This is a genomic window from Enterococcus sp. AZ089 (genome assembly GCF_050547225.1).
Lineage (GTDB): Bacteria > Bacillota > Bacilli > Lactobacillales > Enterococcaceae > Enterococcus_D > Enterococcus_D entomosocium.
In genome coordinates, this window is sequence record NZ_CP172954.1 from 1,878,319 (window position 1) to 1,902,889 (window position 24,571).

Below are 24,571 nucleotides of genomic sequence, written 5' to 3' on the forward strand. Positions count from 1 at the left end.
ATCACTCTGCCTTATGACTCAGTGATCATTTGATTGATGCCTGTTTCTAGCATTTCGATTTGTAAAATCGTTTCTTCGTCTTTCACGATTTTCTCTTTGCCATGGATGATCGTTTCATAGACGCCCTCGTACACACGGCTATAATCACCAATTTCAGAGATGACTTTTTCTTCATGGTAGTCACCGTTAGCATCCATATAAGTTAGTGTGCCATAGTGCTCTGGCAAATCAATCCCAAAATCGGCATGATCTGGGAGATAAAACTGTTTTAGATGCTCTTCTTGTCGATCCTTCGTTTGTTTTACAAAAACGCCGTTTTCGCCATAAACGACAAAACTAGGCCGCTCTTTTAATCGGAAGTAACTAGATTTGACAGAGATTTTCATTCGACCATAAAACAGATCCAAATCGAAGTAATCATTCATGCGATTTTTTCCAAGCAATTGCCGAACCTCATAATGGACATCGTCTGGTTGCCCAAAATAGGAGATCACTTGGTCCAGTGTATGACAAGCGTGTCCGTACAAGTAGCTAGTATTCAATGAAAATTCGGTCACTGACCGTGGAATCTCTGGACGAAAATAATCATAATGCATCTCTACTTCTAAGAGATCTCCGAGCACGCCGCTTTCGATCACTTTTTGCGTAGTCAAAAAATCGGAATCAAAGCGGCGATTTTGATAGCATTGCACAAATAAGCCTTTCTCTTGCGCCAGTGCGAACAATTCCTTTGCTTGTGCCGAAGTTTCCGTAAAAGGTTTTTCGATCAAGACATTTTTCCCATGGAGCAAGACATCCTTGCCTAATTCATAATGCAAATGACTGGGGGTCGTGACCACAACTAATTGAATTTCAGGATCACGGTAGATATCCTCTAAGTCAGAGGTGTAATGAACGCCTTCTAGTGTTGGCCAGGTCAGCTTGCCGCTTGGTGAATAGATCGTCTTTACTTTGATCTTATCCTGCAGCTTGGTTGAAAAAGGCAGATGGTAGCGATTGGTGCTTTTTCCGTTTCCGAGATATGCGATAGTTAACATTGTGACGCCTCCTATGAATTGATAGCTTGATTATTGCTGATATCCTTCGAAATGAGAAGTCTTTTGCCAAAAACAGGTTCTTTTGACCAGACTTTTTCGCAAACTGCTGAGTGGTTCTGAACATTTTTACCAAATTGCCAAACAGGCGCAGTTTTTGCTTTTGGTTTTCTTTGTCCTAGGCTATGATTAGAAAGAGGTGGTTTGATGTTATTAGGAGATAAATTACGGCTTCAAGAAGGATTGACCAATACGGAGAAACGGATTGCCGATTATATTTTGCAAAATATCAATGATGTGCCTTCGTTGACGATTGAAGTCATCGCCAAGCATACGTACACATCCCACTCTTCCGTCATTCGTCTAGCCAAAAAGATGGGTTATGAAGGATTTAAAAGTTTTCGCTTAGGTCTGGCTGAAATTGCCCATAATCAGATGTTCAATCCAACCTTTGTTGACGCGAATTTTCCCTTTTCGCCCAAGGATCAAACACCTGATATTTTGAAAAAAATGGCCGATCTAACGATCAACTCGATCCACAAAACTCATGCTCAGGTTGCCCCAGAAACGATGGAAGCAGTGGTGCAATCGTTGGAAGCTGCGCAGCGGATTTTCTTATTTGCTCGCGGTGATTCTCAGATCCGGGCAAGAAGTTTTCAAAATAAGTTGGTCAAAATCAATAAGTATCTGATCATTGCGGATGAATATGGGGATGATGCGTGGAATGCATCGAACGTCACGCAAAATGATTGTGCCGTGTTTATTACCTATCGTGGGAAAAATACACAATACGAAAAAATCATGCAACACTTTCGTGATGTTGGGGTACCAGTGATCGTAATCTCTGGCAACGCCCATGCGAAAATCATCCCATTAGCGACCCATGCGATCATCGCTTCTCATGATGAACGTGATTTTCTCAAAGTCGGTACCTTTTCTTCACAGGTCGCCTTTGAGTATATTTTAGATTCACTGTTTGCCTTGCTGTATGCCAAAGAATATCAAAAAAATATTGTCGAGTTAAGAAAAAAACAATCTGTTTTGGAATCAGGGATTCTCTCAGAATACCCGTCAACTGAAGAAAAGAGGGAAATGAAATGATCAATTGGGGAATTATTGGTGCCGGAAATATCGCCAATCGCTTTGCTGCAAGTTTAGAAAATTTTCAAGACGCCCAGCTTTATGGGGTTGCTTGTCGTACGATGGAAAAAGCGCAAGCGTTTCAAGCAAAATTTCCGTGTGATGCCGTCTTTGATGACTACCAAAACCTATTAGATGATCCAACTATCGATGTCGTTTATATTGCTTTGCCACATTTGTATCATTATGAATGGATCATCAAAGCCTTTCAAGCGAAAAAAGCTGTTTTATGTGAAAAACCAGCAACCTTGACTGCACAAGAAATGCGCGATGTACAAAAACAAGCTCAAGCACACGAAGTCTTCTTTATGGAAGCTATGAAGCCACGCTTCACCCCAGCGTATCGCAAACTAAAAGAACTTGTGGATGGTGGTCATATCGGTGAGCTAACAAGTGTCACGACTACTTTTCGCCGCCATTTACCAGTCGAAGGCAGTTCTTACCATTATCTGCCAAAACAAGGGGGTGCTTTACTGGATATGGGGATCTATAACTTAGCCTTTATCCAAGATTTTTCACCAGAAAATTTAACTGCCGAAATGATCGATTACAGCCTTTATGAAACTGGGGTTGATACCTATGTTGAAGCACGCTTTGTCAGTGAAGACTTTGTTGCAGTGATTGAGACTGGATTTGACCAAACAAAAGAGACGGTGGCGGAATTACAAGGAACAAAAGGGAAAATCACGATCCCCAACTTCCATCGCCCCGCTTCTTTTACCGTGACGATTGACCAAGAAGACACGGTCTATGATATTGGGTACGAGATCGATGATTTCCATTCAGAGATTCAAGCAGTTCACACCGCTCTTGCACAAGGACAACTCGAAAATTCCCTGATGTCCTTAACGGATAGTATTGCCTGTATCGCTTTAGCAGATGAACTAAGAAGCTTGCTAGATGCGGAAAAAAAAGACAATTAAGATCATGACCCATCGTTTTTGAATAGAACTGACCAGTGGCTACCACTCGGTCAGTTTTTTGTATCAAAAATTGAGCGCTTTCTTTGACGGTATCGAAATGGTTATATTATATTTATTGAGTATATTTTTATACAAATAGAAAAAGAAAGGAAAACGCCCATGACACCAGAAATTATTACTTATCTTATTTGTTTATTGACCTTCGCTTATCTAGCTGTGACGATTTTTACTTTTGTAAAAAATCGCCGGACAGGTGACGGTTATCGCCTCCGAATTTTTTACGTGCTGGCAGCAGCCCTCGTCTTTTTGCTTTCCGTTTATGCAATCGCTACCGGTCAAACCTATGACGACTTGGTTACATCGATAAATGATCTTTTTCAATAAAACACCGTTGGCACGAAGCCCTGCGGATCTCTTCGTTTTTGAACCTCTGGTTGAGGGAAGGATCAAAACGGAAACGAGCCAATGAAAGACTGCTCTTCGATGGCTTTTTCATCAGGACCTTCTATACCGAATCAATGTCTTTCAACAAATGATGTCTGACTTTTTATGGAGGTGTGCATGCTCATTCAGCTTAAAGAAGCGAAGCTTTCCGATTTACTTTCTATCTACTTGATACAAAAAGCTGCCTTCAAATCTCTCTTTCTCCGTTATCAAGATGGAGAAACTTCTCCCTATTTACAAAGTTTTGAGAAGCTAAACGCAAAGTTTTCTGCGTCGAATACCACTTATTATTTAATCATGACCGCTCAGAAAACCGTGGGCTTCCTAAAACTGACGGTTGAGCAGGAGCATACGACGAAGCTATCTTCCATCGCCCTTCTTCCCTCCTACGAGAACCGCGGGATCGGTAGACAAGCAATGACCTTGATTGAAAGGAACGTACAAACAGATACGATACATTTGAATACGATCCTGCAAGAACCCAAGCTGGTTCACTTTTATCATTCTTTGGGGTATTCCCAAACAGGCAGGTTTCAAAGCACCTCTTCAGCAATCTGCTTTGTCTCCTTTACGAAAAAAATTGCTGCGAAATAAAAAAGCCATCTCGCCTTTCATCGGCAGAGATGGTTTTTTCTATCAATTGCCATCCTTTACAGCAATCATTTTTATTGGTCCTGCAAGGTGTCATCGGTTTTTTTACGCAATCGCGGAATCTCTTTCACATTCATTAAATCTAAAAAGAAGGTGAACAATGGGATCCCGATGATCAAGCCCCACAAGCCAAAGAGATGTTCGCTAAGATACAGGAGAATAAACGTGTAAAACATCGGGATCTCTGTTTTATTGGCCATCAAGCGGGGATTTAAGATATAGGATTCCAACGCATGAACAAACACTATGATCAATAGAATGTAGATCACGTCATTAAATCCGCCGATAGAATACGCAATAAACGTCAATGGAATACACGAGATGATCACACCAGCAACAGGAATCAAGCTGAGAAAGAAAATCATCAACGCCAAACTCAACAGCTGCGGAAAGCCCATCACCGCTAAGGCGAAGACAGTGATTGCTGTATTAACTAAGGCGATCACCAACTGCGTCTCAATCACATTTCCGAAAGCACGCGTAAACTTAGCTCCTAAATAGTAAACATCTTCAAAGAACCACGCCCCTCGCCCTTGCAAAAATAGCCGAGAAAACGCAACGGTCTTTTTGTTATCGATCATAAAGAAGAAACTAAGCAGAAATGAGATCAGCACCGTCAATGCCAACTCACCGAAATTATACAGATAATTGATCACGACTAGAACGCCGCTTTGTAATTTCTGAATATATTCACTGGTTTGCAATAAATTCAAGACATATTCGATCAATTCATTGTTGGAGTCTGTCCGTTGGTAGAAATCAGCAACGGAATTGACTAATTGGACGGATTGTTTGATGATGATTGGTACATAATTTGTTGCTACTAAATAAAGAATAAAAACAATCAAGCTGTAAGTCAGGATGCTCGTAAGCTTAATGGGCAGATGACTTTTTCGATGGAGCAAAAGAACCAGCCGATAAATCAGATACGTAAAGATAAAGGTCAGCAAAAGAATGGTCATCATACTGCGAAACAAAAAAAGAATGCCCGCAAGCATAAACAGGACCGTCCAGCGCCGCAACACAAGATTTTGAAGAAAAGCATTATAGTATTTCATCTGTAACTCCTTTATTCGTTGCAATGGAGCAACGAAGCATTTCAGTAGTGCCTAAGAATTATCTAATCATTAAACTATGCAAATAGCAAGAGATTTTATTTTTCTTAATCGAGCGAAAAAATGAAACAAAAAATCCTTAGAAGAATCGTTGGCTTTCTTCTAAGGAAAAGAGTTATTGGTAAACGGTCTTTCCTTCGTTTACGGGTAAAACCGAGTTGATGGACAATAAAAAGAAGCTGGCAGCCAACAGATCAGCACTGCCGCCTGGAGACACATTTTCTGACTGGCAGAAGGCTGCTAGTGCATGAAATGCTGGGTTCGGCAACGCTTGCTGATTGGCTTTTTGTGCGAGTTGCTGAACCAGTGCCAGTACCTCTTGATTGCTGCGGTATAAAATACACGTATCGTCCAGTGTAGCGATGATCGCCAACAGCATGTGGAGCCTTTTTTCAGTCTCATTGGAACAATCCCGAGAAAAATAATCCGCTAGAGCGATTTGAACATGGGGGAACCCAGCAGCAGCTTCCCCATACGCACCGAGATGTCCATATTTGGCTTGAACAGTTTTGCCATGACTTTCCGTTTGTTGAGTCAGCGCATGATCAGGAAATGCAGTGAGAAGCTGGATGTCAGAAAAGACTTCTGGCAAAAAAATCCGCTGTTTGCGACTAAGTTGGCTACTGACGGCGCTGATGAGCAAGCCTAATGCCCAAATGGCTCCTTTATGAGTGTTGATGCCACCAGTGGCTGCCAACATCGCCTGTTCTGCCTTCCGACCGATTGCAGCGATTGCTTCCCGCAACTCTTGAGACATGCTGCTTCCCCAAGACACCAAGGCCATTTCTTCAAAGTATGGCGTCAATGCTCGAGCTGATCGCAGAAAGAGTGCTTGATCCATATCGTGATGGGCACCTGAATCAATGGCATCCACTAACCCAGGTTTTGGGGACAATGTCACTTCTGCAATCAAGGCTTCTTCTACCAATTGGGCGAGTCGTCGACAATTTTCTTCTACAGCAAATGCAAACATCCAACTCCTCCTCTATTTTTTGATTTGACCTTTGATCGTTACCCATAAAACATGCAAAACATAGCTTGTTAAAAAACCACAGCTGGCAGTTGCCAAATAAGCGACGATGATCATGATGCCCATTGGCAGTTGCAGCAACAAATCTTTGAAGCATAGCAACAAAACTTGAAAGACAAAAACATTGGCAAGATAGGTTCGATACGCATAAGTAGATAGCCACTTAAATGTCCCTAACTGAGGGGCATTGTTCTTGATCATAGTTGACCCAAACATAAAGACTGCAAAAATCAATACTAAGCTATATAAGCTTTGCAATGTATTTAAATACGGTGCATGAGCGAAACTTAGATCACCTGCATAATGTAGCAGATGATTGGCAGATAATAGCCCCAATGCTAAACCCACTGGCAAGAAAGCATAGCGAATCTTGTATAGGAAGCGATAGACAGTTTCGTGATAAATCAAAGCGGCTTCGCCATAGATCCCATAGATCGCAAAGCTAAAGACAAACCGATCCAATAAATACCAGTTTTCATGATGCGGTCCTTCAAAAACTTGGCGATCATAAAACACATACCAAGCGGCATACAAAGCAGTTGCGACGATCAATACTGGCCAAACAGCTTTTTTCTTCGTCAACACTTTGTAACCTAACCAGACAAAAAACGGCATCAACAATTGGATCTGCAGCATCATGATCGTATACCACAAGTGTGGCGCCGCATCCCCCGTCACATATTTCAGTAAAAACGTTGCTGTATCAGTATAAGGTTTTCCTTGTTGGACAGCGGGAAAGAGCCATAAATAAGCCGTCGTCCAAAGCACATATGGCACGACAAGTTCAAAAAACTTTTCTTTCAAAAATTCTAGATAAGACAGATGTTGACTTGTCTTAACCATGTTATAAACAATAGCAAAAATAAACAGGGGTGCGGTAAATTTCACCAAGACATAAAAGGTACCGATGAATGCTGCAGTCTTTTCATCTTGGGTATTGGATAAGGCAAAAGTCAAAATCGTTTGCATCATTACTGCTGTCACGGCAAATACTTTTTGGAAATCACTGATGTTGATTTTTAAATCGTTGTTCTCAAACATGTTTTTCGCTCACTTTTCTAATAATTACCAAATCTCAGTGGTGAGTTTTGGCCCTTCGTCTGTTTTTACTAAGATTTTTTTTGATGGATGTTCCAAATACTCCTTTAAGGCAAACCCGCCTTGTTTTGTGATAACTTGAACATCGATCTGTTGAAAAAAGGCTGCCTGCTTTTCCAATAGTTCCAATGGCAGCTTTTCTTTCGTGTCGGCATAAAGCAACAGATCTAAATCACTTGTCGGCTTGATTGCTGCCTGTTTTGCAGCTAATTCAAAACCCAAACTGCCACCAATTCCCCAAGAATAGTACTTCAATAAAAGCCGTGCTTTTTGATAGCTGCGGTAAACTGGATAATTGGCTACTTCATTGAATCGGAAGCTCTCACGACTGGTCAATTCCCAAGGATGGATCGTTCGTTTGATCATGTTACAGGGTGCCTCAAAGGCAAACCGTTCTTGCCGCTTTTCCCCGCGCAACCCCACGGGTAAATAGCTAGGGTTGCTGGGTTTCCCACGACGGACGGTCGCAAAAAGCTGTTCTTTTTCAGAAAACCATTTCGGAATATCAATCATATCAAGAACTTCTTTATCTAATTGAACGATATCGTGGGCACGGTTCATTCGTTACTCATTCCATTCTGCATTCATTTTTTCAAATACGTTATTCGTTTCCAGCCGGCCGCTCTTTTTAGCGATCGGATTGGTGTAGCGACTGGTCAACATCGTGTCATTCGTTTTACGCACATCATCAATCGCCTCATTAATCGCTTCAATTACAGTCGCTTTGCTTTCAGAGGTGACAGACTGATCCGTAATGGAGGATAAGAAAGTGAAGATTGCCCCAAGTTTCGTATAATTTTTGATATCATAAGCAATACTTGGTACTTTTTCCGCAGCGGCTTCAATCGCGGCAATCGACCGTTTGGTGACCCGACTTGCACTTTCTTTTGACATTGCCTGAACAGTGATTTTTTCACTATTTAGTGCGATCAGACGACTTGATTGCAAGCCATGCGCTAAGAAAGCCCCAGAGATCGCATTACCAGCGATAAAACCGATCACTGGATGACCCGCTTGGCGTAGTTTGGCATAAGCTGCCGCACTGTTTGCTAAAGCTGCATGAATACCAATCAATTCTTCATTGTAGCCATACGCTTGGCTAGGGACATCGATGACCGCAATGATTGGTCGTTTGACTGCTTTCTCTTTGTCTTCTTGATAAACAGTTTCTAACAGGTGGCCCATCTCGTACCCTTCGACTAAACCAACTTCTCCATTGCGTACCCGATACATCGGATTAGTTGGGTTTGGCACGATCGCTGTAACAACGACTTCTTCAGTAAAAAGGTCAGATGCAGCTGCATAGACAGTTGCACTAGTTGAGGTTGGGAACTGCAGATTCGTCAATGCTGAAAACCAATGATAACCGATACTGTCAGCAGCAGCTTCTTGGCCTTCTGTTACAGTAATAGGTGCCACTTCAGTTGCTTTATGCGTTGCAAGAGCCTTATTGTATGCCTCGATAGCCAGCGGCTTTGATAGATCAAGTTCGTTTAAAAGAGAAAGATAAAAACCACTTTTTTCGCTGCGATGACTGTCTTTCTTTTCAACCATCGCCGCAATCACAGCTTCTTGGATCGATTCGACACTGTCAGTCACTAGTTCATCGATCATTTGTGCTGCCAAACGTTGTTTGGCGCCAATGGTATTCCAAATCAAATCTTTATCACTGGAATCAAATTCTCTCACGCCAGCTTCTTGTTCGATGACTTCAGGACCGTTCAAACCGATACGGGCTTTCTTCGTCGCTATCAAGTAGCTCATAAGTGCTGAGGTAATCGACATACCGCCAAAAGAACCCACCCGACCTGGCACTAAGCCAATCACTGGCACATACGATTTTATTGCAACGATCAAATTGCCGATTTCTGCAATCGACAATAAGCCGTAATTCGCTTCTTGGAGGCGTACGCCACCAGTATCGAGGATGATGATCGGTGTGATCGGATTGCCCTTTTGGTTTTCTTCCAACACATGAGTCAATGCCGCGATGATTTTAGCACCAGAAACTTCACCGATCCCGCCACCTTGGAATTTTCCTTCCATAGCGATCACGACCACGTTTTCTCCAGAAATCGTTCCACGGCAAACAACGATCCCATCATCGCTTTGTGGCACGATGTCTTGAGCCACCAGATTGGGTGCGATCATTTGGTCGAATGGATCGATCAATTCACGACCGCTCTTGGCATCCAATAATGCGTGCACCCGTTCTCGGGCATTTAATTCTACAAAACTATTCTTCATCTGCTAGTTCCTCCATTGCTTGGGTTAATCGTAGGTAAACCACACCGGGAGTGGCGCCAAAGTCGTTGATCACTATTTGCGCACTGATTGGATAGCGCTCAAAAAAACGTGTCAAGACATTTTGCCACACATCGCCAAAGCCATCACTTCCTGTACAAACTGAAACGGTGGTTTCTTGTTTGTCTGTTGGAAAAAGCAGAATTTCCAAGTCACCAGAACCAACCACGCCAACATGGACTTTTTTGGTGACTGGTTTCGTTGTTTGATACGTATAAGCTAATTTTTCCATCTCTTCTTCTCTCCTCTTGCTCTTATTAAGACCACGTTCTGAATTTCATTGGCGGTTCATACAACCCATCGGACCATTCGATCAAATCATCAACGGTTTGAGCTGCTAGCAATGATCGTTTGGCATCACTGCGTTTGATCCCTAAGTCTTCTGGTAATTTCACGATTCCCGCTTTGCGCAAGGCATCCAGAGAAGCTTTTGTGCTGGTCATTCCTAGTGGGGTTACACCACCGATGGCTGCGATTGCTGCTTGTTTTTCCTCTTTTGAGTTTGCTTTATAAAGATAAGCGATGCCTTCTTCTGTCACGATATGCGTCGTATCTTCGCTATAGATCATAATTGGGGCATTGGCTAAACCAGCTTGCTTTTGGACAGCCAACGCATCTAACGTTTCTACAAAAACAGGTTTTTTATTGGAACCATACGTTTCAACCATTTGAACGACTAATTTTTGTCCTTTTGCTAAAGGATCTGTTTCATCCCGCAAGGATTGCCAAGCTGGAGTCGAATGCCGACGGCCCCCCGGATTATGCCCCATATTTGGTGCACCACCAAATCCAGATAAGCGGCCTTTCGTCACTGTAGAAGAATTTCCTTGATAATCCAGTTGTAAGGTCGAACCGATAAACATATCGATGGCATATTGACCTGCAGTTTGGGATAATGCTCGATTGCTGCGCATCGTGCCGTCTTTTCCTACAAAGAATACATCTGGACGAGCGGCAATGTATTTTTCCATACCAACTTCCCCACCAAAACTGTGGATGCTTTCGACCCAACCAGATTCGATAGCTGGAATCATCGTTGGATGAGGATTCAAGACCCAGTTTTTCGCTACTTTTCCTTTGATTCCAAGGGTTTCTCCATAGGTTGGTAAAAGTAACTCGATCGCAGCGGTATTAAAACCGATCCCATGATTCAACGATTGTACTTCATGTTCTGCATAGATTCCTTTTAATGCCATCATCGCCATCAAAATTTGTAATTCCGTAATGTTTTGCGGATCTCTCGTAAAGAGGGCTTCTAATTGATACGGTTGGTCTGCTACCACGACGACATCGATCCAATCGCTGGGAATGTCGACCCGCGGCAAACGATCGACCACTTCATTAACTTGGACGATCACAATCCCATCTTTAAAGGCTGCTGCTTCGACGATCGTTGGTGTTTCTTCCGTATTGTAACCTGTATAAAGATTTCCTTGGCGATCGGCTTTGTCCGCCGCCACAAGGACCACATTCGGAATCAAGTCGATAAATAAGCGACCATATAATTCCAAATACGTATGAATGTCCCCTAATTTCATGGTTTTGTCTTCAATCATTTGGGCAACGCGCGTACTTTGTGCGCCTGCATAAGAAAAATCGATTTTCGCTGCAATGCCTTTTTCAAATATCGTCAAATGTTCTGGACGGGAGATACTCGACATGATCATATGCAAATTGTTGACTTTTTGAGCATCGACTTGTTCTAAGCTTTTTGATAGAAAGCTTGCTTGTTTTTGATTGTCGCCTTCAAGGACCACTTTGTCTCCCGGACGGATCAACTGTTCTAAGACTTCAATGATTGCTTCCGTTGGGACATATTTTCCATCGAGAAGATGCTCGATTTTTTTCATGATTTGGGCTTTCTTTTCACGTTTACTTGCCCAGTTTCTTGCAGGTTTTTCCATTGTATTCATCTCCATTTTTGATATAGGAATAAAGCATCATCCATGCCATGTTGATCCAAATTGATCACACGGATCGCTTTGTTTTTACCAAATTTTGCTTGGATCAGTTTTGTTAAGGTATTGCCCGGAGGAAATTCAAGAGCCAAATCAAGTCCTGCTTCGTAGGCAACATCCATGATCTTGTTCCACTGCACCGGAAAAGCAATATTTTGCAGCAAATCTCGACGGATCTCTTCAGGGTTCATGGTCATCCGACCATCCGTATTTTTGAGGTAGGGACAGATAGGCACATCAAGGAATACCGTGTTCATAAATGGCGCAAACCGTTTCACGAGTTCTGCCATCAACACACAATGGGACGGGACAGGCACTGCTAAAAGTTTGGCGGTTTGCGCATGATAATCTTTCGCTTGAGCTAGCGTCTTGCGCAAGCCTTTGATATGACCAGAGATCGTATGCTGCATGGGGCAATTTTCATTTGATAAATAGACGGGAGCAGCAGGATCAAATGTATTTGCCACGAGCGCTTCTGCTTCACTTCTCGTTACACCAACCAGTACCCCCATGGCATAATCAGTCGGATAGGCTTCTTTCATCAGTGTCGCCCGATGATAGACCAAGCTAGCGGCGTTTTCGAAACTTAAGCTTTCACAAGCTAACGCAGCGGAAAAAGCGCCAATCGAATGCCCCGCCACAAGCTGAGGTTGCACACCAGATGCTTTCATCTGGTCCGTGTAAAAAGCCGCTTTTACTAAAAGGGCCAACTGAATAGAGACGGTATCTTGTTTGAGATCCCCCGATACAGGGTGTAAATCAAAGCCTGTCGCCTGTTCTAGCCGATGGAAATAACTGGCAGGCACGTCCTCAAGCATCTTGCTGGTCTGACTGCCTTGTCCTGGGTATAAGAAACCTGTACTCATGAAACACCTCCTAAACAATTTCTCTTTCCTGTGTCATAATAACGGAAGTTTGTTATAATAAAAAATACCAGTTTCGTGAATATCCATAACCAAAAGGTATGGAAAGAGGAGTATCTGATGAACCTTGATCATTTACGCTACTTTAAAAAAGTAGCCGAATCGAAAAATATTACCCAATCTGCACAAGAATTATACATCTCACAACCTGCCTTGAGCCGTGCCATGAAACACCTAGAAAGTGAACTAGGCGTTCCTTTGTTCTATCATGCCGGTCGGCATATCGAGTTGACGATGTATGCTGAAGAATTTTATCCCTATGTCGTTGAGACGTTAGCACGTTTCGACGAAGGAATGAGTGCGATCCAAGCCTTAAATGGAGAAATGGTCCCGGCGGTGACGATCTACTCTGAAGTCGCATCCGTTTCCTTGCCTAACTTGGTGGCGACATTCGTTGAAAAGCACCCTGAGATCCAACTTTCGATCAAGCAGCACGGCAGTAAGGAGACCAACAAAGAACAAGCCTTCTACATTACCTCAGAGCCAAAGAACGGCTTGACTAATCTGCCGATATTCACGGAACCCATCTTACTGGCGATCCCCCAAAAGCACCCCATGGCAGAAAAAAAAGACTTGCAAGTTGCCGATATCCAACACGTGCCTTTGCTGATGCTGGTTGAAAACAGCCCGCTGCGTAGAACCATCGACGAAGCTTTTGAAGCAAAAAAAATCAGTTTGACTATCGGCTCAACGACGGACGATCCAGCGACGCTGCGCTCCCTTATCAATCAAGGACTAGGAATCACCTTCTTTCCTAAAATTACTTGGGGTTATGAAGATGAGGCACCTTTCGTTTTACGTGAACTAGCAGATTTTCCCTTATCAAGGACGATCTATTTGGCATCAAGCTTTACGAAAGGTCATCCTATGACAAAATTGATTGCAAAAACCTTGATTGAATTTTATCTTGGCTAAACAAAAAGAAGCGTCCACTCGCACGTTAGTTGTGCAAGTGGACGCTTCTTTTTTCTTTCCTATTTACCCCGGTTGAATCATCGAATCGACCGTACATTCATTCACATTGATCTCTTCGATCTCTTTTGACTAGCCACAGTATTGGCTGCCAGTCAGGTGAGACCTCATAAGATTTGTTACACGCCTTCAAGTACGGCTGCCTTACCATCACTTATGCGTCAGGCAATTGATCGTATTCTTCATCACTGACTGCTTCTAACCATTCTGAAGCACCAGCAGTAATCGCTACATGGGCAAACCAACTATTTTTTGCTGCACCATGCCAATGTTTGACCCCTTCCTTGATGACTACGACATCCCCAACAGTAAGTTTTTGCGGTTTCTTACCTGCTTCTTGGTACCAGCCTTTTCCTGCGGTCACCAACAACAATTGATACCCACCATTGATATGCCGATGCCAATTGTTGCGACAACCCGGTTCAAAGGTCACATTGCCAATGTTGACTGGAATCGCTGGATCAGCTACTAACGGATTCAAGTAACTCTGACCGCTAAAATATTGCGCATAGGCATCATTTGTGTTGCCCAATAAAAAGATTCCTGCTTCTTTTGCTGCATCAGCTTTTGACATTTATTTTTCCTCCACTTCTGCTAACTCTTCTTGATAAACCGTTTTGGCGATGTTAAAAGCAGACCAAGCTTTGGGCCAGCCAACATAGAAAGCCAGATGAGTGATTACTTCTGCAATTTCCTCTACAGTGATCCCGTTTTCCTTGCCAATCGTCAAATGGGCAGTCAACTGTTCAAAATTGCCACCGGAAATCAAGGCAGATATCGTCAATAAACTTCTCGTATGAGGAGCCAATTCTGCCTCACGTGACCAAACTTCACCAAATAACACATCATCATTCAGTTGCGCGAATTTCGGCGCAAAGTTGCCTAAGTTATCTCTTCCTGCTGTTTGTTTCTTGACCATATCGATCGACTCCTTCATCTATTTTAATGAAATACTGATTTAACCAATTTTGAATAGCTATATCCGCTTTAGCTACTCTTGAACCACGAACAGCTAATCCAGGATAAACAACTGCATCAGGACAAGTCTTTTTAAAGTCTTCAATGCTATTGCCGAATCCTGAGCCTTCATGAGTACAAAACGGAAAAATAATCTTCCCTTCCAATCGGTGATCTTTTAAAAAACTCGCTAGGATCATCGGGTATGTGCCCCACCAATTGGGAAAACCGATAAACAAGACCCGTTCATTAAAAAACGCTGTCGATACCTCTTGATAGAGGGGGAAATCATTAGCCGCCTTTTCTTTTTTTGCTAGCTCGACCATTGCTTGATAGCTTTCAGGGTAAGGATAAGTCGGTTCAAGAGAATAAAGCGGGCATTGTAATTTCTCTGCTATTTTCTCTGCTAGAACCCGCGTATTTCCCACTATCAGCTTTTTTCGCTGCCCTTCAATAAGATTCTCCCCTGCTCGTGAATACACAAGTATTGCCGGCATTTTGTCACCTCCTTGGTTTCTCTTCTTGGTATATTTAATAGTAAGGCAAAGCGGAGCCGTTGAATAATGCTTTCTATAAAAAGTCCCTATGCTTACGAAGCATAGGGAGAGGTGGAAGCCAAAAGAAGCGGATCACTCCACTTCTTTTGGCTTTTAGGATGCAATTATTCAAAAGCGTCACGAAAGCGGGCAATGAACGCCGTCACAACCGGCGACATCACACGATTTCTTTTCCACACCAAGACACAGCTGGTTTCGATTTGAGGGACTAAAGGCAAAAATTTGATCGTTTCATCCCTACGTTCTCCGACAGCTCCGCTGATGGTCAACGCCGAACCAACATGGTTTTCTACTAAGGAAAAGACATTGAAAATCAAGTTATATGTTCCAACGATCGGTAATTCTTCTATTGGTATTTTTGACCATTGACTGAACATTTGCTGAACTTCCGGGCGCCTTGACACTAGCAAAGGCACCCCTTTGATATCTTCTGGTGTGATCTCCTCTTTATGGGCGAGAAAAGAATCAGCCGATGTCAGTATGCCCCAAGTCTCTTTTCTTGGTAGAACGATTTTTTCGTATTTCTCGATCTCGATAGGTTCGATCAAAATCGCCAAATCCAATAAGCCTTTCTCCAAACGCTCGTTGATATCATCTCCTGTGCCGCTGTGAATATGAAAGCGGACATCTGGATAGTCACTGATAAATTCTTCCAACATCAAAGAAAGCGTGTCGGAATTATCTGCTTCCACACAGCCAATTGTGAAATGACCACTAAACAACTGTTTCTTACGAGCTTCAAACTCTTGCAAGGTTTGATCCGTTAGACTCAATATCTCCTCGGCACGGCTTCTTAAAAAACGACCTGCTTCCGTTAAGAGCATTGTACGATTATCACGAATGAAAAGAGCCGTTCCTAATTCATCTTCTAATTCTTTTAATTGACGGCTCAATGTCGGTTGGGTGATGTGGAGCACTTCTGCAGCTTGAGAAATTGTCCCTTCCTCTGCAATCGTGAAGAAATATTTTAATAAACGAAATTCCACTAAATCGCCTCCTCTTTTTTGCAACATTTTAACTCTTAGCAATGAAAAGAATCATCCTACTTCTTGGTCTATTCATTTTTAATAATAACAAAGAATCGCTAATTCAGCGAATCATGCTAAAAAAGCGGAGAAGACTGTAGAATTTTAAGAAGATCGTTTTATGGAATGACATGTAAAACCTGTTCGCACAAACGAACAGGTTTATCAGCTATTTATTTTATGGCATTTGACGTAGGATAAGTGGGTTTTTGTTATGCTTATTCTTACCCGAGATAGTCTAAATATCTATACAAGCTCATGTAGCAAGTTAATAATAGATTTTTTTTACAAATCAGCTGCGATGAAGATCCTTATGTTCCTTCATTGTAGCTGTGACTTCCGATTAAATTTAGTTTACCATAACAATATTATGTTTCATTTTATTTTTCAAGAAAGGTATCATCCATCTGCTGATACCTAAAGAAATAGCTAGAATCCAATTTCCGTTAGCCAATCCTGCAGGTTCGTTTCAGACGCTTCCACATTTCCCCCTCTTACCCCAAATCCTGGGAGAAATTCGTAGTCTGGATATAGCAATTCCAATTCATTTTGACTATTTGTTAATCCATTACCACCGTGTGTTGCAAATGGAACGATTTGTTTGTTGCTAAAATCATTTGATTCAAGAAATGTTAAAATAGCTCTCGGTGCCCGGTTCCACCAAATAGGAAATCCAATAAAAAGAACGTCTGCATTTTCTAGTTCTTCAGTATTCTCTATCAATTCTGGTCTCGCATCCTCTTCCACCTCTACAGTGGCTGTAGCTGTATGTTCATCATAAATATTTGGATAGCCTGATACTGTCTGAATGGAGAATATTTCACCACCTGTCTCCTCTGCGATCATTTCAGCCAAAATGCGCACATCTCCTGCGAGTTCACCGTCTACTATATTAAAACTGGCTCTTGAAACAGCTTCGATCTCAGGCTCTTGTTCTAAATTCTCTGGACGTGTAAAGTATGCTATGGCAATCGTAGCTTCTACCCCTCCATTCCCTACTTGTTCACTTTCTAGACCATCAACTTCTGCTGTATTGTCAGTCGTCGCACCATTTTCTGTCTCTTCATTTTGTGATTGACCACATCCGGTGAGAAAGATCACTAAAAAAAGTATTCCATACAAAATTTTTTTCATCATATTACCCCTTTTTCTTATTATCAATCAGATTGACTTTTTAAGTATATTTCCTGAAGTGTACTTTAGGGCAATACGCTAGAAGCGTTTTTAGATTTTCTTTTACCAATTTCTCACAAAATCAACACAATGAAAAGCCGTAAAACAATTCCTGTTGTTCTACAGCTCTCCCAAGTCTCATCTCTTATTGTTCTATCTTGTTTTTCAGTGTTTAATCTGGGCCAGCGAAGGAAATTCAGAGAAGTTCAAAAGTTGTTGATTCGCCCTCAGATGAATTTTTTCCAATAAACAAAGTAAACATTCCTGGTTCGACGCCATAATTCATGTCTTTTTGATAATAATAAAGATCTTCTTTTGTTATTGTGAACTGAACGGTTTTTTCTTCATAAGCTGACAAAGAGATTTTTTGATATTTCTTTAATTCTTTCACAGGCCTAACTACCGATCCAACGTGATCTCTGATATAAAGCTGGACTGTCTCCAATCTGGAGTAAGCAGAATTGTTGCGGATCGTAATTTCAGCTTCCAACGTTTCATTCATGGTTGAATCACTCAATTTTAACGAATGGTATGATGCTTCCCCAAAACTCAACCCATAACCAAATGGAAAGAGCGGCTCGTTTGAGCAATCCAGATACTTCGAAACGAAACGTCCTGTATGTGTCTTGCTGTTCAATGGTCTTCCAGTATTGAAGTGATTGTAGTAAAGTGGCAGCTGCCCTACATCTTCTGGGAAGCTCATACTTAAACGACCAGAAGGATTGACCTTCCCAAAAAGTATATCAACGATTGCTTGTGCTCCTTCTGTACCAGGAAACCATGCCTGTAATATTGCATCCATTTGTTTTGTTTCTTCTTTTAGCACCAGTGGGCGACCACTGAAATTGATCAAGATATTTTTTTTACCAAGAGCGGTAATTTTTTTAATAAAAGCTCTTTGAACAGCTGGTAAATGAAGGTCCGTTCGACTGCCAGCTTCCCCACTTTGCAAACTGTGTTCCCCCATAGCAAAAAGAATAATGTCTGCCTCAGTGCCAGATTTCAACGCTTCTTTCAGCCAAAGATCTTGCTGTGCAGCTGATGAGGAATTGCCGCTGGCAGTATAGCCAAAGTCTCCAAGTATAGAATCATCTTCTAAAAGCGGACAACCTGGTTCGTAATGAACATATTTTTCCGTAACTGCATTTTGGAGCGCCGTTTTTAATGTTGTGACATCCCCTGTTTTTCCGTGTACTGCCCATAAACCAATCATTGCTTGGTTGTCACCATAGGGACCAACGAGTAATATTTTCTCTTTGTTTGGAGTAAGAGGAAGTACCTCTTGCTTATTCTGCAATAAAACGATCGCTTCGGAGGCAACTTTTCGTGCAAGTTGCCGGTTCTCTTCGGATAAAAGTATTTGAGCCTCTACTTCTTCTGAACTGCCACGGAAAGGATCTTCAAACAGCCCTAAATCCTCTTTAAGTTTCAAGACACGATACACAGCGTCATCGATCAACCGCTGATCAATCGCACCGCTTTCCAGCAGCGGACGAAGCTCTTTCGCATAACAGCGGGTTTTCATATCGATGTCATTTGTTGCTTCGATCGCTAATTTGGCCGCTTCTCGATCATCCGCAGCAATCCCATGAGGAATCAATTCTTGAACAGCTGCATAATCCGAAATAACGACTCCGTCAAACTGCCATTCTTCTCTTAGAATTTGTTTGATCAGAAATTGATTAGCAGTAGCGGGAATACCATCATACGTGTTAAAAGAAGTCATGACTAGTTTGCATCCAGCCTCGACAGCCGCTTTATAGCCGATTAAGTAGTCTTGACGCAGTTTGCGTTCACTCATATCAACTGTATTATAATCGCGTCCGCCTTCTGCTGCTCCATAAGCAGCAAAATGTTTAACACAGGCAGCGATTCCGAACAGATCCCCCCCTTTTTCCTGCTGAATGCCTTCTACCATCGCTTTCGCAAAATCAGCATTTAGCAGCGGATCCTCTCCTGTCGACTCCAAGCATCGGCCCCAGCGAGCATCGCGTACTAAGTCGACCATCGGTGCATAAGTTACATGCGCGCCAGCCGCTCTTGCTTCTTGGGCTGCGGCTTGGTAGGCGCTTTGAATCAACGCCGGATTCCATGTTGCTCCCAATCCTAGAGGAATCGGGAAGACTGTTCGGTATCCATAAATGATATCTGCCATGAACAATAGAGGGATTTTGTGTCGGCTTTTTCTTAAGTAGTCTGTTTGAATCTTTCGAGTTACTTGAGCCCCTGTGACATTTAGTACTGAACCGACAACATCGATGGTTTGTTGTTCGATGCCAAGTTTTTGCTGAGGACCCAAAGACAAATCGCTTCCGTGAAAGAATTCTCCAGATAACTGCACCAATTGGCCGATTTTTTCATCTAAGGTCAGTTGGTTGACTAATTGTACCAGTGTTTGATTTTTCATATTATTACTCCTCGCATAGTTTTTTCTATTGATATCTTAGTTCTGGTGTGATAAAGCGAGTCTTTCCTGTAGCTGCTTCTGCAAAAACTCCTAACTGGACACCGGTAAATTTTGAGTCAGAACATTCGTTTGTAAAATGACGTACAGCGATTTGATCTTTAAACACTACAGTACTCGTTCCATCTATAATCAGCAGATTGTAGCTATTGCTGTCTCCAGATAATTTCAGGGTCAGTCTGTTTCTATCTTTTAAATTATTGGATCGATGCAGATGTAAATCGAAGATGATTTTGCTGGAAAAAAGCTCTGTTTGGTGTTTTGTTTTTCGCAATCCGAATTGGCAAAAATGCAGGTCATCCTTATAGATTGCTATGCCAAAAGTTCCCTCCTGACATTCGTCAACCATCAATGTCGTTTCAAAGCAGCAGTCAGTATCAGCTTGACTTAAGGACAAAAAGGCAATGGGCTCGTCCTTAGAAGTTCCTAAACGGGTCGGTAAGTTATCAATGACCAAATCAGTATCATACGTATAATCAATTGGCAAACGTACACTCTGCAACTTCTTGCAGAGAAAAGGTACCGGTTCATTCCGCTGCTTAACGCTCTTTGAAAAACGATCTGTTTCAACTTCAACCGATGCGTTCCCTGTCTGGTTGACAACTGGCCAACCGTCAATCCACTCTACAGGTAATAGAATCGTTTCACGACCAAGCAGGGTAAAATGACGTTTGGGCCTAGTCGCAAGAGCTGTCAGCCACCAAAAACCTTCTTTATCTTGAAAGAAATCTGCATGCCCTACGGCTTGAAGCGGCGACTTGATATCTCTATTCGAGAGGATAGGATTCATACTTGCTCCTTCATATGGACCATTGATTGATTTACTTCTTTGAATCGTTACCATATGTCCTTCTCTTGTGCCACCTTCCGCCAATATAAGATAGTACCATTCGTCTTTCTTGAAAAGATGTGGTGCTTCCGCGTCGCGTCCACCGCACCCTTGGCTGATTTCTACCGGATCTGTCAGCATTTTCCCGCTGTAAGGATCGATTTCAAATTGTAGAATGCTGTTTTTCCCTTTCATTGATGCAGCAAGTTGGAAGAAAAATCGGCCATCAATAAATGAAAGCGAGGGATCGATCCCAAAAGGACAATTGATCCAGATTGGATCAGACCAGCCATGGTCAAGGTTTTTCGTATGGCAGATGAAATTCCCTTGAGTGACATTTGTACATATCAGAAAATATGTTTCCTCAAAGAAGCGGATCGTTGGGGCAAAAAGTCCCATCGAGTTGCTGATTTCTTTCAGATTGATATGATCTGGACAATCAATCGCATACTGTTTAAATTGCCAATTGAGTAGATCCTGGCTTTTAAAAATCGGCAGACAAGGAAAATATTCGAAACTTGAACAGACTAAATAGTATGATTTTCCATCGAAACAAATACTCGGATCAGGATGAAATCCTTTGATAACCGGATTGGTATACTTCATTGTGCTCCTCTTTTCTCTTTGTATTGCCACATAGAAAAAAGAAAGCGACACTAGCCGCTTTCTTTTTCGGGTTTACACTTGCTCCTTCAATGCGGCTTGTTCCAATTGATAGGTTTCTTTATCCAGCTTTCGAAACCACGGATACCATAGTATTGGGGACAAAATCAGTTGAATGAACAACTGTAAGATGATAATCGACAGTTTCCCTTGAACAGCAGCATGGAACCCAATTGGTAAACCGAAAATGGCAGTAACACCAGTAAAACGAGCGACAAATCCAAAATGTGTTAAAACATAAGCTAAAATTAAAGCAATGCTATTATTGGTAATGAATGGTACCGCTAATTTAAAGTTTAATACCAAAGGCGTACCAAAAATCAATGGTTCAGTGATTCCGAAAAGAGCTGGAACAATTGCGACTTTCCCTGTTTCTCGATACTGCTTGCTTTTCGCTCGCAGCATTAATAATGCTAATCCTAAGCCCATACCGCTCCAAGTTATGATCATAAAGAATGCATAGCCAGTAATGTTTGGCGGTGTTTGGCCTGCCGCAACAGCGTTTAAGTTCTCGACGTCCATTGCCATCCACAGGGCTTGAACGATCGGCATAACGACATTTGTTCCATGAATACCGAAAAACCACAAAACCTGTTGAATCAGTGAGATCAGAATGACTGCACTGATTGATCCTCCGATCCCTTGAAGCGGTTCTTGTATGATACTGTAAACAAACTGATGCATGTTGCCGAAGCTGGTTGCTTCAAAGAGTGAATTTAGTACAATGAAGAGCACACTGATAAGAATCGTAGGTAAAATTGATTCAAACACTTTTGTTACCATAGGAGGTACACCTGCTGGCATTTTGATTGTCCAACCTTTGTCTTTCAGCCAAATATATACCCTTCCACTTACCAAACCAACGATCATTGCGGAAAATACTCCTTGTGCACTTAGCCAAGTAGCTGGAATTGCGCTGACTTCATCCGTCGTTGTACCTAGAGGGGTAATGATAAAGAAACTAAGCAATGCGATAATAGCAGCAGAAATACCATCTTCTGTCGGACGTAGATTTTTCACTAAATGATAAGCCATTAATACCACGACATAAACAGCCATCGAGCCAATAGTTATTTGATTTAGTTTGCTAAAAACATTTGCGAAACCAGCTAAAAATGAAAGTGCTGGAAGACTATTAGGTAATACTAGAAGTAAAACAGCGATCGAGCCGATCAAAATAGGACCTAGTGTCCCCATCATCGCCCCGGAGATCGATTTTAAATAAGCATTGTTGCCTAATTTGTCAAAAAAAGGACTTAATTTATCGAAATGACCTGTGATTTTTTCTTTCATAATATTTCCTTCCAATCATTTATTGTTGATTTGATAGCGCCTTCAATTTCAACTTGTTATCAATATAACAGACTCTTTAGCGAAAGCGAATATCAATTCCTGACTTGTTTTTGACAAAAACACAGATTTGACTACTTGATTCTTGATTGTTAAAATCGATAAAAAAGGAGCGCAACGATGGACCATTTATCCCTAGACAGGCTGATCCGTAAGGTTTCTAATCATGAAAAGGCGTATCGAAACGGAAATTTGAAACCTGATTATTCCGACTATAAAAAAGTAGTTGTCAATGGTCAAGAAGTTCTTTGCATGGAACTGACAAATTCACAGATGATTACGCAAGAACAGCCTTTTTTTATAAAACGGCATTCTCGTTTTCAAAATTATCCGATTCACTGCCATGATTGGATCGAGTTTAATTATATGTATGCTGGAAAATGTCAGCAGATCATTAACAATGAGCCACATTTTCTGTATGAAGGGCAAATTTTGCTGATGGATGCAAACACTGTTCACAAGATTGAACCGCTTGGCGAAAATGATATTCTCATTAATTTGATTATTCCCAAGTACTATTTAACTGCAAATTTCTTCAACCGTTTTTCCTCGGACAGCGTTTTGACTTCATTTTTTATTGAAGCCATCACTCATGGAATGAAACATGATCGATTTATTCATTTTGCTTCAGAAACAAGGACACGTCTACAGTTCTTTTTTAAAGAGTTGTTATGCGAATGGTTCGATCGTTCAACAGCATATACCGACATTTGTGAAGGGTTGTTGAGTTTGATCATTTCGGATCTTGTGAATATCTATCAAGACTCTTATACGGATCGTTCTGATCGATATCGAAAGAGCCCGATTGTTCCAATTTTGAAATACATTGAGAAAAATTATGCAAATGTGACTTTGACAGAATTATCGAAACAATTCAACCTTAATCCTAATTATCTGTCCAATCTTTTAAAAAAAAACACCGGCTATTCTTACAAAAAACTTGTAATCAATCAACGTATCTTGGCAGCTGATCGTTTTTTACTTTCAACTGACATGGATATCGTTGATATTTCGCAACAAGTCGGATTTGAGAATATTAATTTCTTTTACCAAAAATTTAAAGAAACATATGGCATTACTCCTGGTACAAGAAGAAAGCTTCATTTTTGAATAAATCATAAAGTTGATTTACCACTAAGGCTCTCCAATCTTTTTTTTAATTATCTTTCCATATAAAATTTCTAAGGCTTATTAAAGAGTTTGAAAGAAAGTTGTAAACAATAATTTATTAACGACTTTTCCATTTATCTTTCGATTTTCCTCAAATATGTGGCGAAAAAGTCAACGCATTTATGTTAAAAAACGTTAGACAAGCAAAAATAAAATAGAAGCGCGTAAGATGGATTTTAATAGGATCATTATATGATAAACTATTCCTAAATATTATAGGAGTGATTGAATGAACGTTTTTTTCAGACCACCAAAAGAAGATGATATTGATCAAATCATGCAGATTGAAAATGCAGGATTTACAGCGGATGAAGCAGCATCCAAATCTGCGATGATGGATCGTATACTTACAATAAGTGACAGTTTTATTGTTGCAGTAAATGAAAAGGATTATCCGATCGGCTACGTTGTAGGACCCATTATTTCTAAACGTTATCTCTCTGACGATCTTTTTGAAAGTACTCGTCCTAATCAGCCTTTTGGTGGCTACCAAAGTATTCTTAGCTTAGCTGTCGCTCCTGATTATAGAAACTGCCAGATTGGTAGTAAACTACTGTCAGTTCTTGAACAACAATGTCGTCTTCAAAATAGAAAAGGAATCACCTTAACTTGTTTAGAATCATTGATTCCATATTACAAAAAGCATGGCTATCAACTAGAAGGACTGTCAGAATCACAACATGCAGGTGTTGCTTGGTATAATATGGTGCTAGAATTGGCCAACACGCCTAATGAATTCTAATAAAAAACTGCATACTAGATGAAACGCCATTCAAAAGTAAGATATTAAG

General features: G+C 41.4%; 24 protein-coding genes. 7 read left to right on the plus strand and 17 right to left on the minus strand.

Annotated elements, in window-relative coordinates; all coding sequences use genetic code 11:
* Positions 1 to 11: 11 nt before the first annotated feature.
* Positions 12 to 1,037: a Gfo/Idh/MocA family oxidoreductase gene (locus tag IGJ01_RS08775; protein WP_430600970.1), complete on the minus strand. Its 1,026-nt coding sequence runs from the start codon at positions 1,035 to 1,037 to the stop codon at positions 12 to 14.
* Between the two features lie 204 nt (positions 1,038 to 1,241).
* Here IGJ01_RS08775 and IGJ01_RS08780 point away from each other — a divergent pair, with 204 nt between their 5' ends.
* The 4 genes from IGJ01_RS08780 to IGJ01_RS08795 all read left to right on the plus strand — a co-directional run bounded on the left by IGJ01_RS08780 (position 1,242) and on the right by IGJ01_RS08795 (position 4,135).
* A complete protein-coding gene (locus IGJ01_RS08780; protein WP_016620120.1) occupies positions 1,242 to 2,135 on the plus strand; it encodes a MurR/RpiR family transcriptional regulator in 894 nt (297 codons plus the stop codon).
* A complete protein-coding gene (locus IGJ01_RS08785; protein ID WP_087664130.1) occupies positions 2,132 to 3,097 on the plus strand; it encodes a Gfo/Idh/MocA family protein in 966 nt (321 codons plus the stop codon). Before IGJ01_RS08780 ends, IGJ01_RS08785 begins: the two co-directional genes overlap by 4 nt.
* Positions 3,098 to 3,256: 159 nt before the next feature.
* Positions 3,257 to 3,481: a hypothetical protein gene (locus tag IGJ01_RS08790; RefSeq protein ID WP_005235901.1), complete on the plus strand. Its 225-nt coding sequence runs from the start codon at positions 3,257 to 3,259 to the stop codon at positions 3,479 to 3,481.
* A 177-nt stretch (positions 3,482 to 3,658) separates the two neighbouring features.
* Positions 3,659 to 4,135: a GNAT family N-acetyltransferase gene (locus tag IGJ01_RS08795; RefSeq protein WP_008379975.1), complete on the plus strand. Its 477-nt coding sequence runs from the start codon at positions 3,659 to 3,661 to the stop codon at positions 4,133 to 4,135.
* A gap of 71 nt (positions 4,136 to 4,206) precedes the next feature.
* Here IGJ01_RS08795 and IGJ01_RS08800 read toward each other — a convergent pair whose 3' ends face one another.
* The 8 genes from IGJ01_RS08800 to IGJ01_RS08835 all read right to left on the minus strand — a co-directional run bounded on the left by IGJ01_RS08800 (position 4,207) and on the right by IGJ01_RS08835 (position 12,563).
* Positions 4,207 to 5,250 carry an AI-2E family transporter gene (locus IGJ01_RS08800; RefSeq protein WP_008379977.1) on the minus strand — a complete coding sequence of 348 codons (1,044 nt, stop codon included), beginning with the start codon at positions 5,248 to 5,250 and terminating at the stop codon, positions 4,207 to 4,209.
* Between the two features lie 172 nt (positions 5,251 to 5,422).
* On the minus strand, positions 5,423 to 6,280 hold the full coding sequence (locus tag IGJ01_RS08805; protein WP_016611802.1) for a triphosphoribosyl-dephospho-CoA synthase: 858 nt from the start codon (positions 6,278 to 6,280) through the stop codon (positions 5,423 to 5,425).
* Between the two features lie 12 nt (positions 6,281 to 6,292).
* Positions 6,293 to 7,378, minus strand: coding sequence for an acyltransferase family protein (locus IGJ01_RS08810; RefSeq protein ID WP_016611803.1), 1,086 nt, complete (start codon positions 7,376 to 7,378; stop codon positions 6,293 to 6,295).
* A 24-nt stretch (positions 7,379 to 7,402) separates the two neighbouring features.
* The gene (locus tag IGJ01_RS08815; protein ID WP_016611804.1) at positions 7,403 to 7,996 is read right to left on the minus strand and encodes a malonate decarboxylase holo-ACP synthase; all 594 of its coding nucleotides are present in this window, start codon (positions 7,994 to 7,996) and stop codon (positions 7,403 to 7,405) included.
* Positions 7,997 to 7,999: 3 nt separating this feature from the next.
* Positions 8,000 to 9,682 (minus strand): biotin-independent malonate decarboxylase subunit beta, encoded by a 1,683-nt coding sequence (mdcD, locus tag IGJ01_RS08820; RefSeq protein WP_086299422.1) that lies wholly within the window; start codon positions 9,680 to 9,682, stop codon positions 8,000 to 8,002.
* Complete coding sequence (locus tag IGJ01_RS08825) at positions 9,672 to 9,971, minus strand: malonate decarboxylase subunit delta (protein WP_005226050.1); 300 nt, start codon at positions 9,969 to 9,971, stop codon at positions 9,672 to 9,674. The genes mdcD and IGJ01_RS08825 overlap by 11 nt, the downstream gene beginning before the upstream one ends.
* A 25-nt stretch (positions 9,972 to 9,996) precedes the next feature.
* Complete coding sequence (mdcA, locus tag IGJ01_RS08830; RefSeq protein ID WP_430600971.1) at positions 9,997 to 11,643, minus strand: malonate decarboxylase subunit alpha; 1,647 nt, start codon at positions 11,641 to 11,643, stop codon at positions 9,997 to 9,999.
* Positions 11,644 to 11,648: 5 nt separating this feature from the next.
* Positions 11,649 to 12,563: an ACP S-malonyltransferase gene (locus IGJ01_RS08835; protein WP_430600972.1), complete on the minus strand. Its 915-nt coding sequence runs from the start codon at positions 12,561 to 12,563 to the stop codon at positions 11,649 to 11,651.
* A gap of 117 nt (positions 12,564 to 12,680) precedes the next feature.
* On the opposite strand from IGJ01_RS08835, the gene IGJ01_RS08840 reads away from it, so the two are divergent.
* Entirely contained in the window at positions 12,681 to 13,535 is an 855-nt protein-coding gene (locus tag IGJ01_RS08840; protein WP_042890734.1) for a LysR family transcriptional regulator, read from the plus strand.
* Between the two features lie 211 nt (positions 13,536 to 13,746).
* On the opposite strand, the gene IGJ01_RS08845 is transcribed toward IGJ01_RS08840, so the two are convergent.
* The 8 genes from IGJ01_RS08845 to IGJ01_RS08880 all read right to left on the minus strand — a co-directional run bounded on the left by IGJ01_RS08845 (position 13,747) and on the right by IGJ01_RS08880 (position 22,553).
* Positions 13,747 to 14,166: a cupin domain-containing protein gene (locus tag IGJ01_RS08845; RefSeq protein ID WP_061054195.1), complete on the minus strand. Its 420-nt coding sequence runs from the start codon at positions 14,164 to 14,166 to the stop codon at positions 13,747 to 13,749.
* Entirely contained in the window at positions 14,167 to 14,511 is a 345-nt protein-coding gene (locus IGJ01_RS08850) for a carboxymuconolactone decarboxylase family protein (RefSeq protein WP_061054196.1), read from the minus strand.
* On the minus strand, positions 14,480 to 15,046 hold the full coding sequence (locus IGJ01_RS08855; protein ID WP_429969848.1) for a flavodoxin: 567 nt from the start codon (positions 15,044 to 15,046) through the stop codon (positions 14,480 to 14,482). Before IGJ01_RS08855 ends, IGJ01_RS08850 begins: the two co-directional genes overlap by 32 nt.
* A 164-nt stretch (positions 15,047 to 15,210) precedes the next feature.
* Positions 15,211 to 16,092: a LysR family transcriptional regulator gene (locus tag IGJ01_RS08860; RefSeq protein WP_420657547.1), complete on the minus strand. Its 882-nt coding sequence runs from the start codon at positions 16,090 to 16,092 to the stop codon at positions 15,211 to 15,213.
* 468 nt (positions 16,093 to 16,560) lie between these two features.
* Complete coding sequence (locus tag IGJ01_RS08865) at positions 16,561 to 17,265, minus strand: flavodoxin (RefSeq protein ID WP_061054198.1); 705 nt, start codon at positions 17,263 to 17,265, stop codon at positions 16,561 to 16,563.
* Between the two features lie 235 nt (positions 17,266 to 17,500).
* Positions 17,501 to 19,744: a beta-glucosidase BglX gene (gene bglX, locus IGJ01_RS08870; RefSeq protein WP_429969988.1), complete on the minus strand. Its 2,244-nt coding sequence runs from the start codon at positions 19,742 to 19,744 to the stop codon at positions 17,501 to 17,503.
* Complete coding sequence (locus tag IGJ01_RS08875; RefSeq protein ID WP_061054200.1) at positions 19,737 to 21,203, minus strand: glycoside hydrolase family 43 protein; 1,467 nt, start codon at positions 21,201 to 21,203, stop codon at positions 19,737 to 19,739. Before IGJ01_RS08875 ends, bglX begins: the two co-directional genes overlap by 8 nt.
* A gap of 72 nt (positions 21,204 to 21,275) precedes the next feature.
* Complete coding sequence (locus IGJ01_RS08880) at positions 21,276 to 22,553, minus strand: PTS sugar transporter subunit IIC (protein ID WP_400450940.1); 1,278 nt, start codon at positions 22,551 to 22,553, stop codon at positions 21,276 to 21,278.
* A 177-nt stretch (positions 22,554 to 22,730) separates the two neighbouring features.
* Here IGJ01_RS08880 and IGJ01_RS08885 point away from each other — a divergent pair, with 177 nt between their 5' ends.
* Positions 22,731 to 23,720 carry an AraC family transcriptional regulator gene (locus IGJ01_RS08885; protein WP_429969847.1) on the plus strand — a complete coding sequence of 330 codons (990 nt, stop codon included), beginning with the start codon at positions 22,731 to 22,733 and terminating at the stop codon, positions 23,718 to 23,720.
* A gap of 289 nt (positions 23,721 to 24,009) precedes the next feature.
* Positions 24,010 to 24,522: a GNAT family N-acetyltransferase gene (locus tag IGJ01_RS08890; protein ID WP_400450936.1), complete on the plus strand. Its 513-nt coding sequence runs from the start codon at positions 24,010 to 24,012 to the stop codon at positions 24,520 to 24,522.
* The last annotated feature ends 49 nt before the right edge of the window (positions 24,523 to 24,571 follow it).

Coding starts and splice junctions, on each gene's coding strand:
- IGJ01_RS08780 (WP_016620120.1), top strand. CDS start 1,242: ATGTTATTAGGAGATAAATTACGGCTTCAAGAAGGATTGACCAATACG.
- IGJ01_RS08790 (WP_005235901.1), top strand. CDS start 3,257: ATGACACCAGAAATTATTACTTATCTTATTTGTTTATTGACCTTCGCT.
- IGJ01_RS08885 (WP_429969847.1), top strand. CDS start 22,731: ATGGACCATTTATCCCTAGACAGGCTGATCCGTAAGGTTTCTAATCAT.
- IGJ01_RS08875 (WP_061054200.1), bottom strand. CDS start 21,203: ATGAAGTATACCAATCCGGTTATCAAAGGATTTCATCCTGATCCGAGT.
- IGJ01_RS08805 (WP_016611802.1), bottom strand. CDS start 6,280: ATGTTTGCATTTGCTGTAGAAGAAAATTGTCGACGACTCGCCCAATTG.
- IGJ01_RS08850 (WP_061054196.1), bottom strand. CDS start 14,511: ATGGTCAAGAAACAAACAGCAGGAAGAGATAACTTAGGCAACTTTGCG.
- IGJ01_RS08815 (WP_016611804.1), bottom strand. CDS start 7,996: ATGAACCGTGCCCACGATATCGTTCAATTAGATAAAGAAGTTCTTGAT.
- IGJ01_RS08800 (WP_008379977.1), bottom strand. CDS start 5,250: ATGAAATACTATAATGCTTTTCTTCAAAATCTTGTGTTGCGGCGCTGG.
- IGJ01_RS08855 (WP_429969848.1), bottom strand. CDS start 15,046: ATGCCGGCAATACTTGTGTATTCACGAGCAGGGGAGAATCTTATTGAA.
- IGJ01_RS08775 (WP_430600970.1), bottom strand. CDS start 1,037: ATGTTAACTATCGCATATCTCGGAAACGGAAAAAGCACCAATCGCTAC.
- mdcD (WP_086299422.1), bottom strand. CDS start 9,682: ATGAAGAATAGTTTTGTAGAATTAAATGCCCGAGAACGGGTGCACGCA.
- IGJ01_RS08890 (WP_400450936.1), top strand. CDS start 24,010: ATGAACGTTTTTTTCAGACCACCAAAAGAAGATGATATTGATCAAATC.
- IGJ01_RS08785 (WP_087664130.1), top strand. CDS start 2,132: ATGATCAATTGGGGAATTATTGGTGCCGGAAATATCGCCAATCGCTTT.
- IGJ01_RS08825 (WP_005226050.1), bottom strand. CDS start 9,971: ATGGAAAAATTAGCTTATACGTATCAAACAACGAAACCAGTCACCAAA.
- mdcA (WP_430600971.1), bottom strand. CDS start 11,643: ATGGAAAAACCTGCAAGAAACTGGGCAAGTAAACGTGAAAAGAAAGCC.
- IGJ01_RS08845 (WP_061054195.1), bottom strand. CDS start 14,166: ATGTCAAAAGCTGATGCAGCAAAAGAAGCAGGAATCTTTTTATTGGGC.
- IGJ01_RS08880 (WP_400450940.1), bottom strand. CDS start 22,553: ATGAAAGAAAAAATCACAGGTCATTTCGATAAATTAAGTCCTTTTTTT.
- IGJ01_RS08795 (WP_008379975.1), top strand. CDS start 3,659: ATGCTCATTCAGCTTAAAGAAGCGAAGCTTTCCGATTTACTTTCTATC.
- IGJ01_RS08810 (WP_016611803.1), bottom strand. CDS start 7,378: ATGTTTGAGAACAACGATTTAAAAATCAACATCAGTGATTTCCAAAAA.
- IGJ01_RS08835 (WP_430600972.1), bottom strand. CDS start 12,563: ATGAGTACAGGTTTCTTATACCCAGGACAAGGCAGTCAGACCAGCAAG.
- IGJ01_RS08840 (WP_042890734.1), top strand. CDS start 12,681: ATGAACCTTGATCATTTACGCTACTTTAAAAAAGTAGCCGAATCGAAA.
- IGJ01_RS08865 (WP_061054198.1), bottom strand. CDS start 17,265: ATGAAAAAAATTTTGTATGGAATACTTTTTTTAGTGATCTTTCTCACC.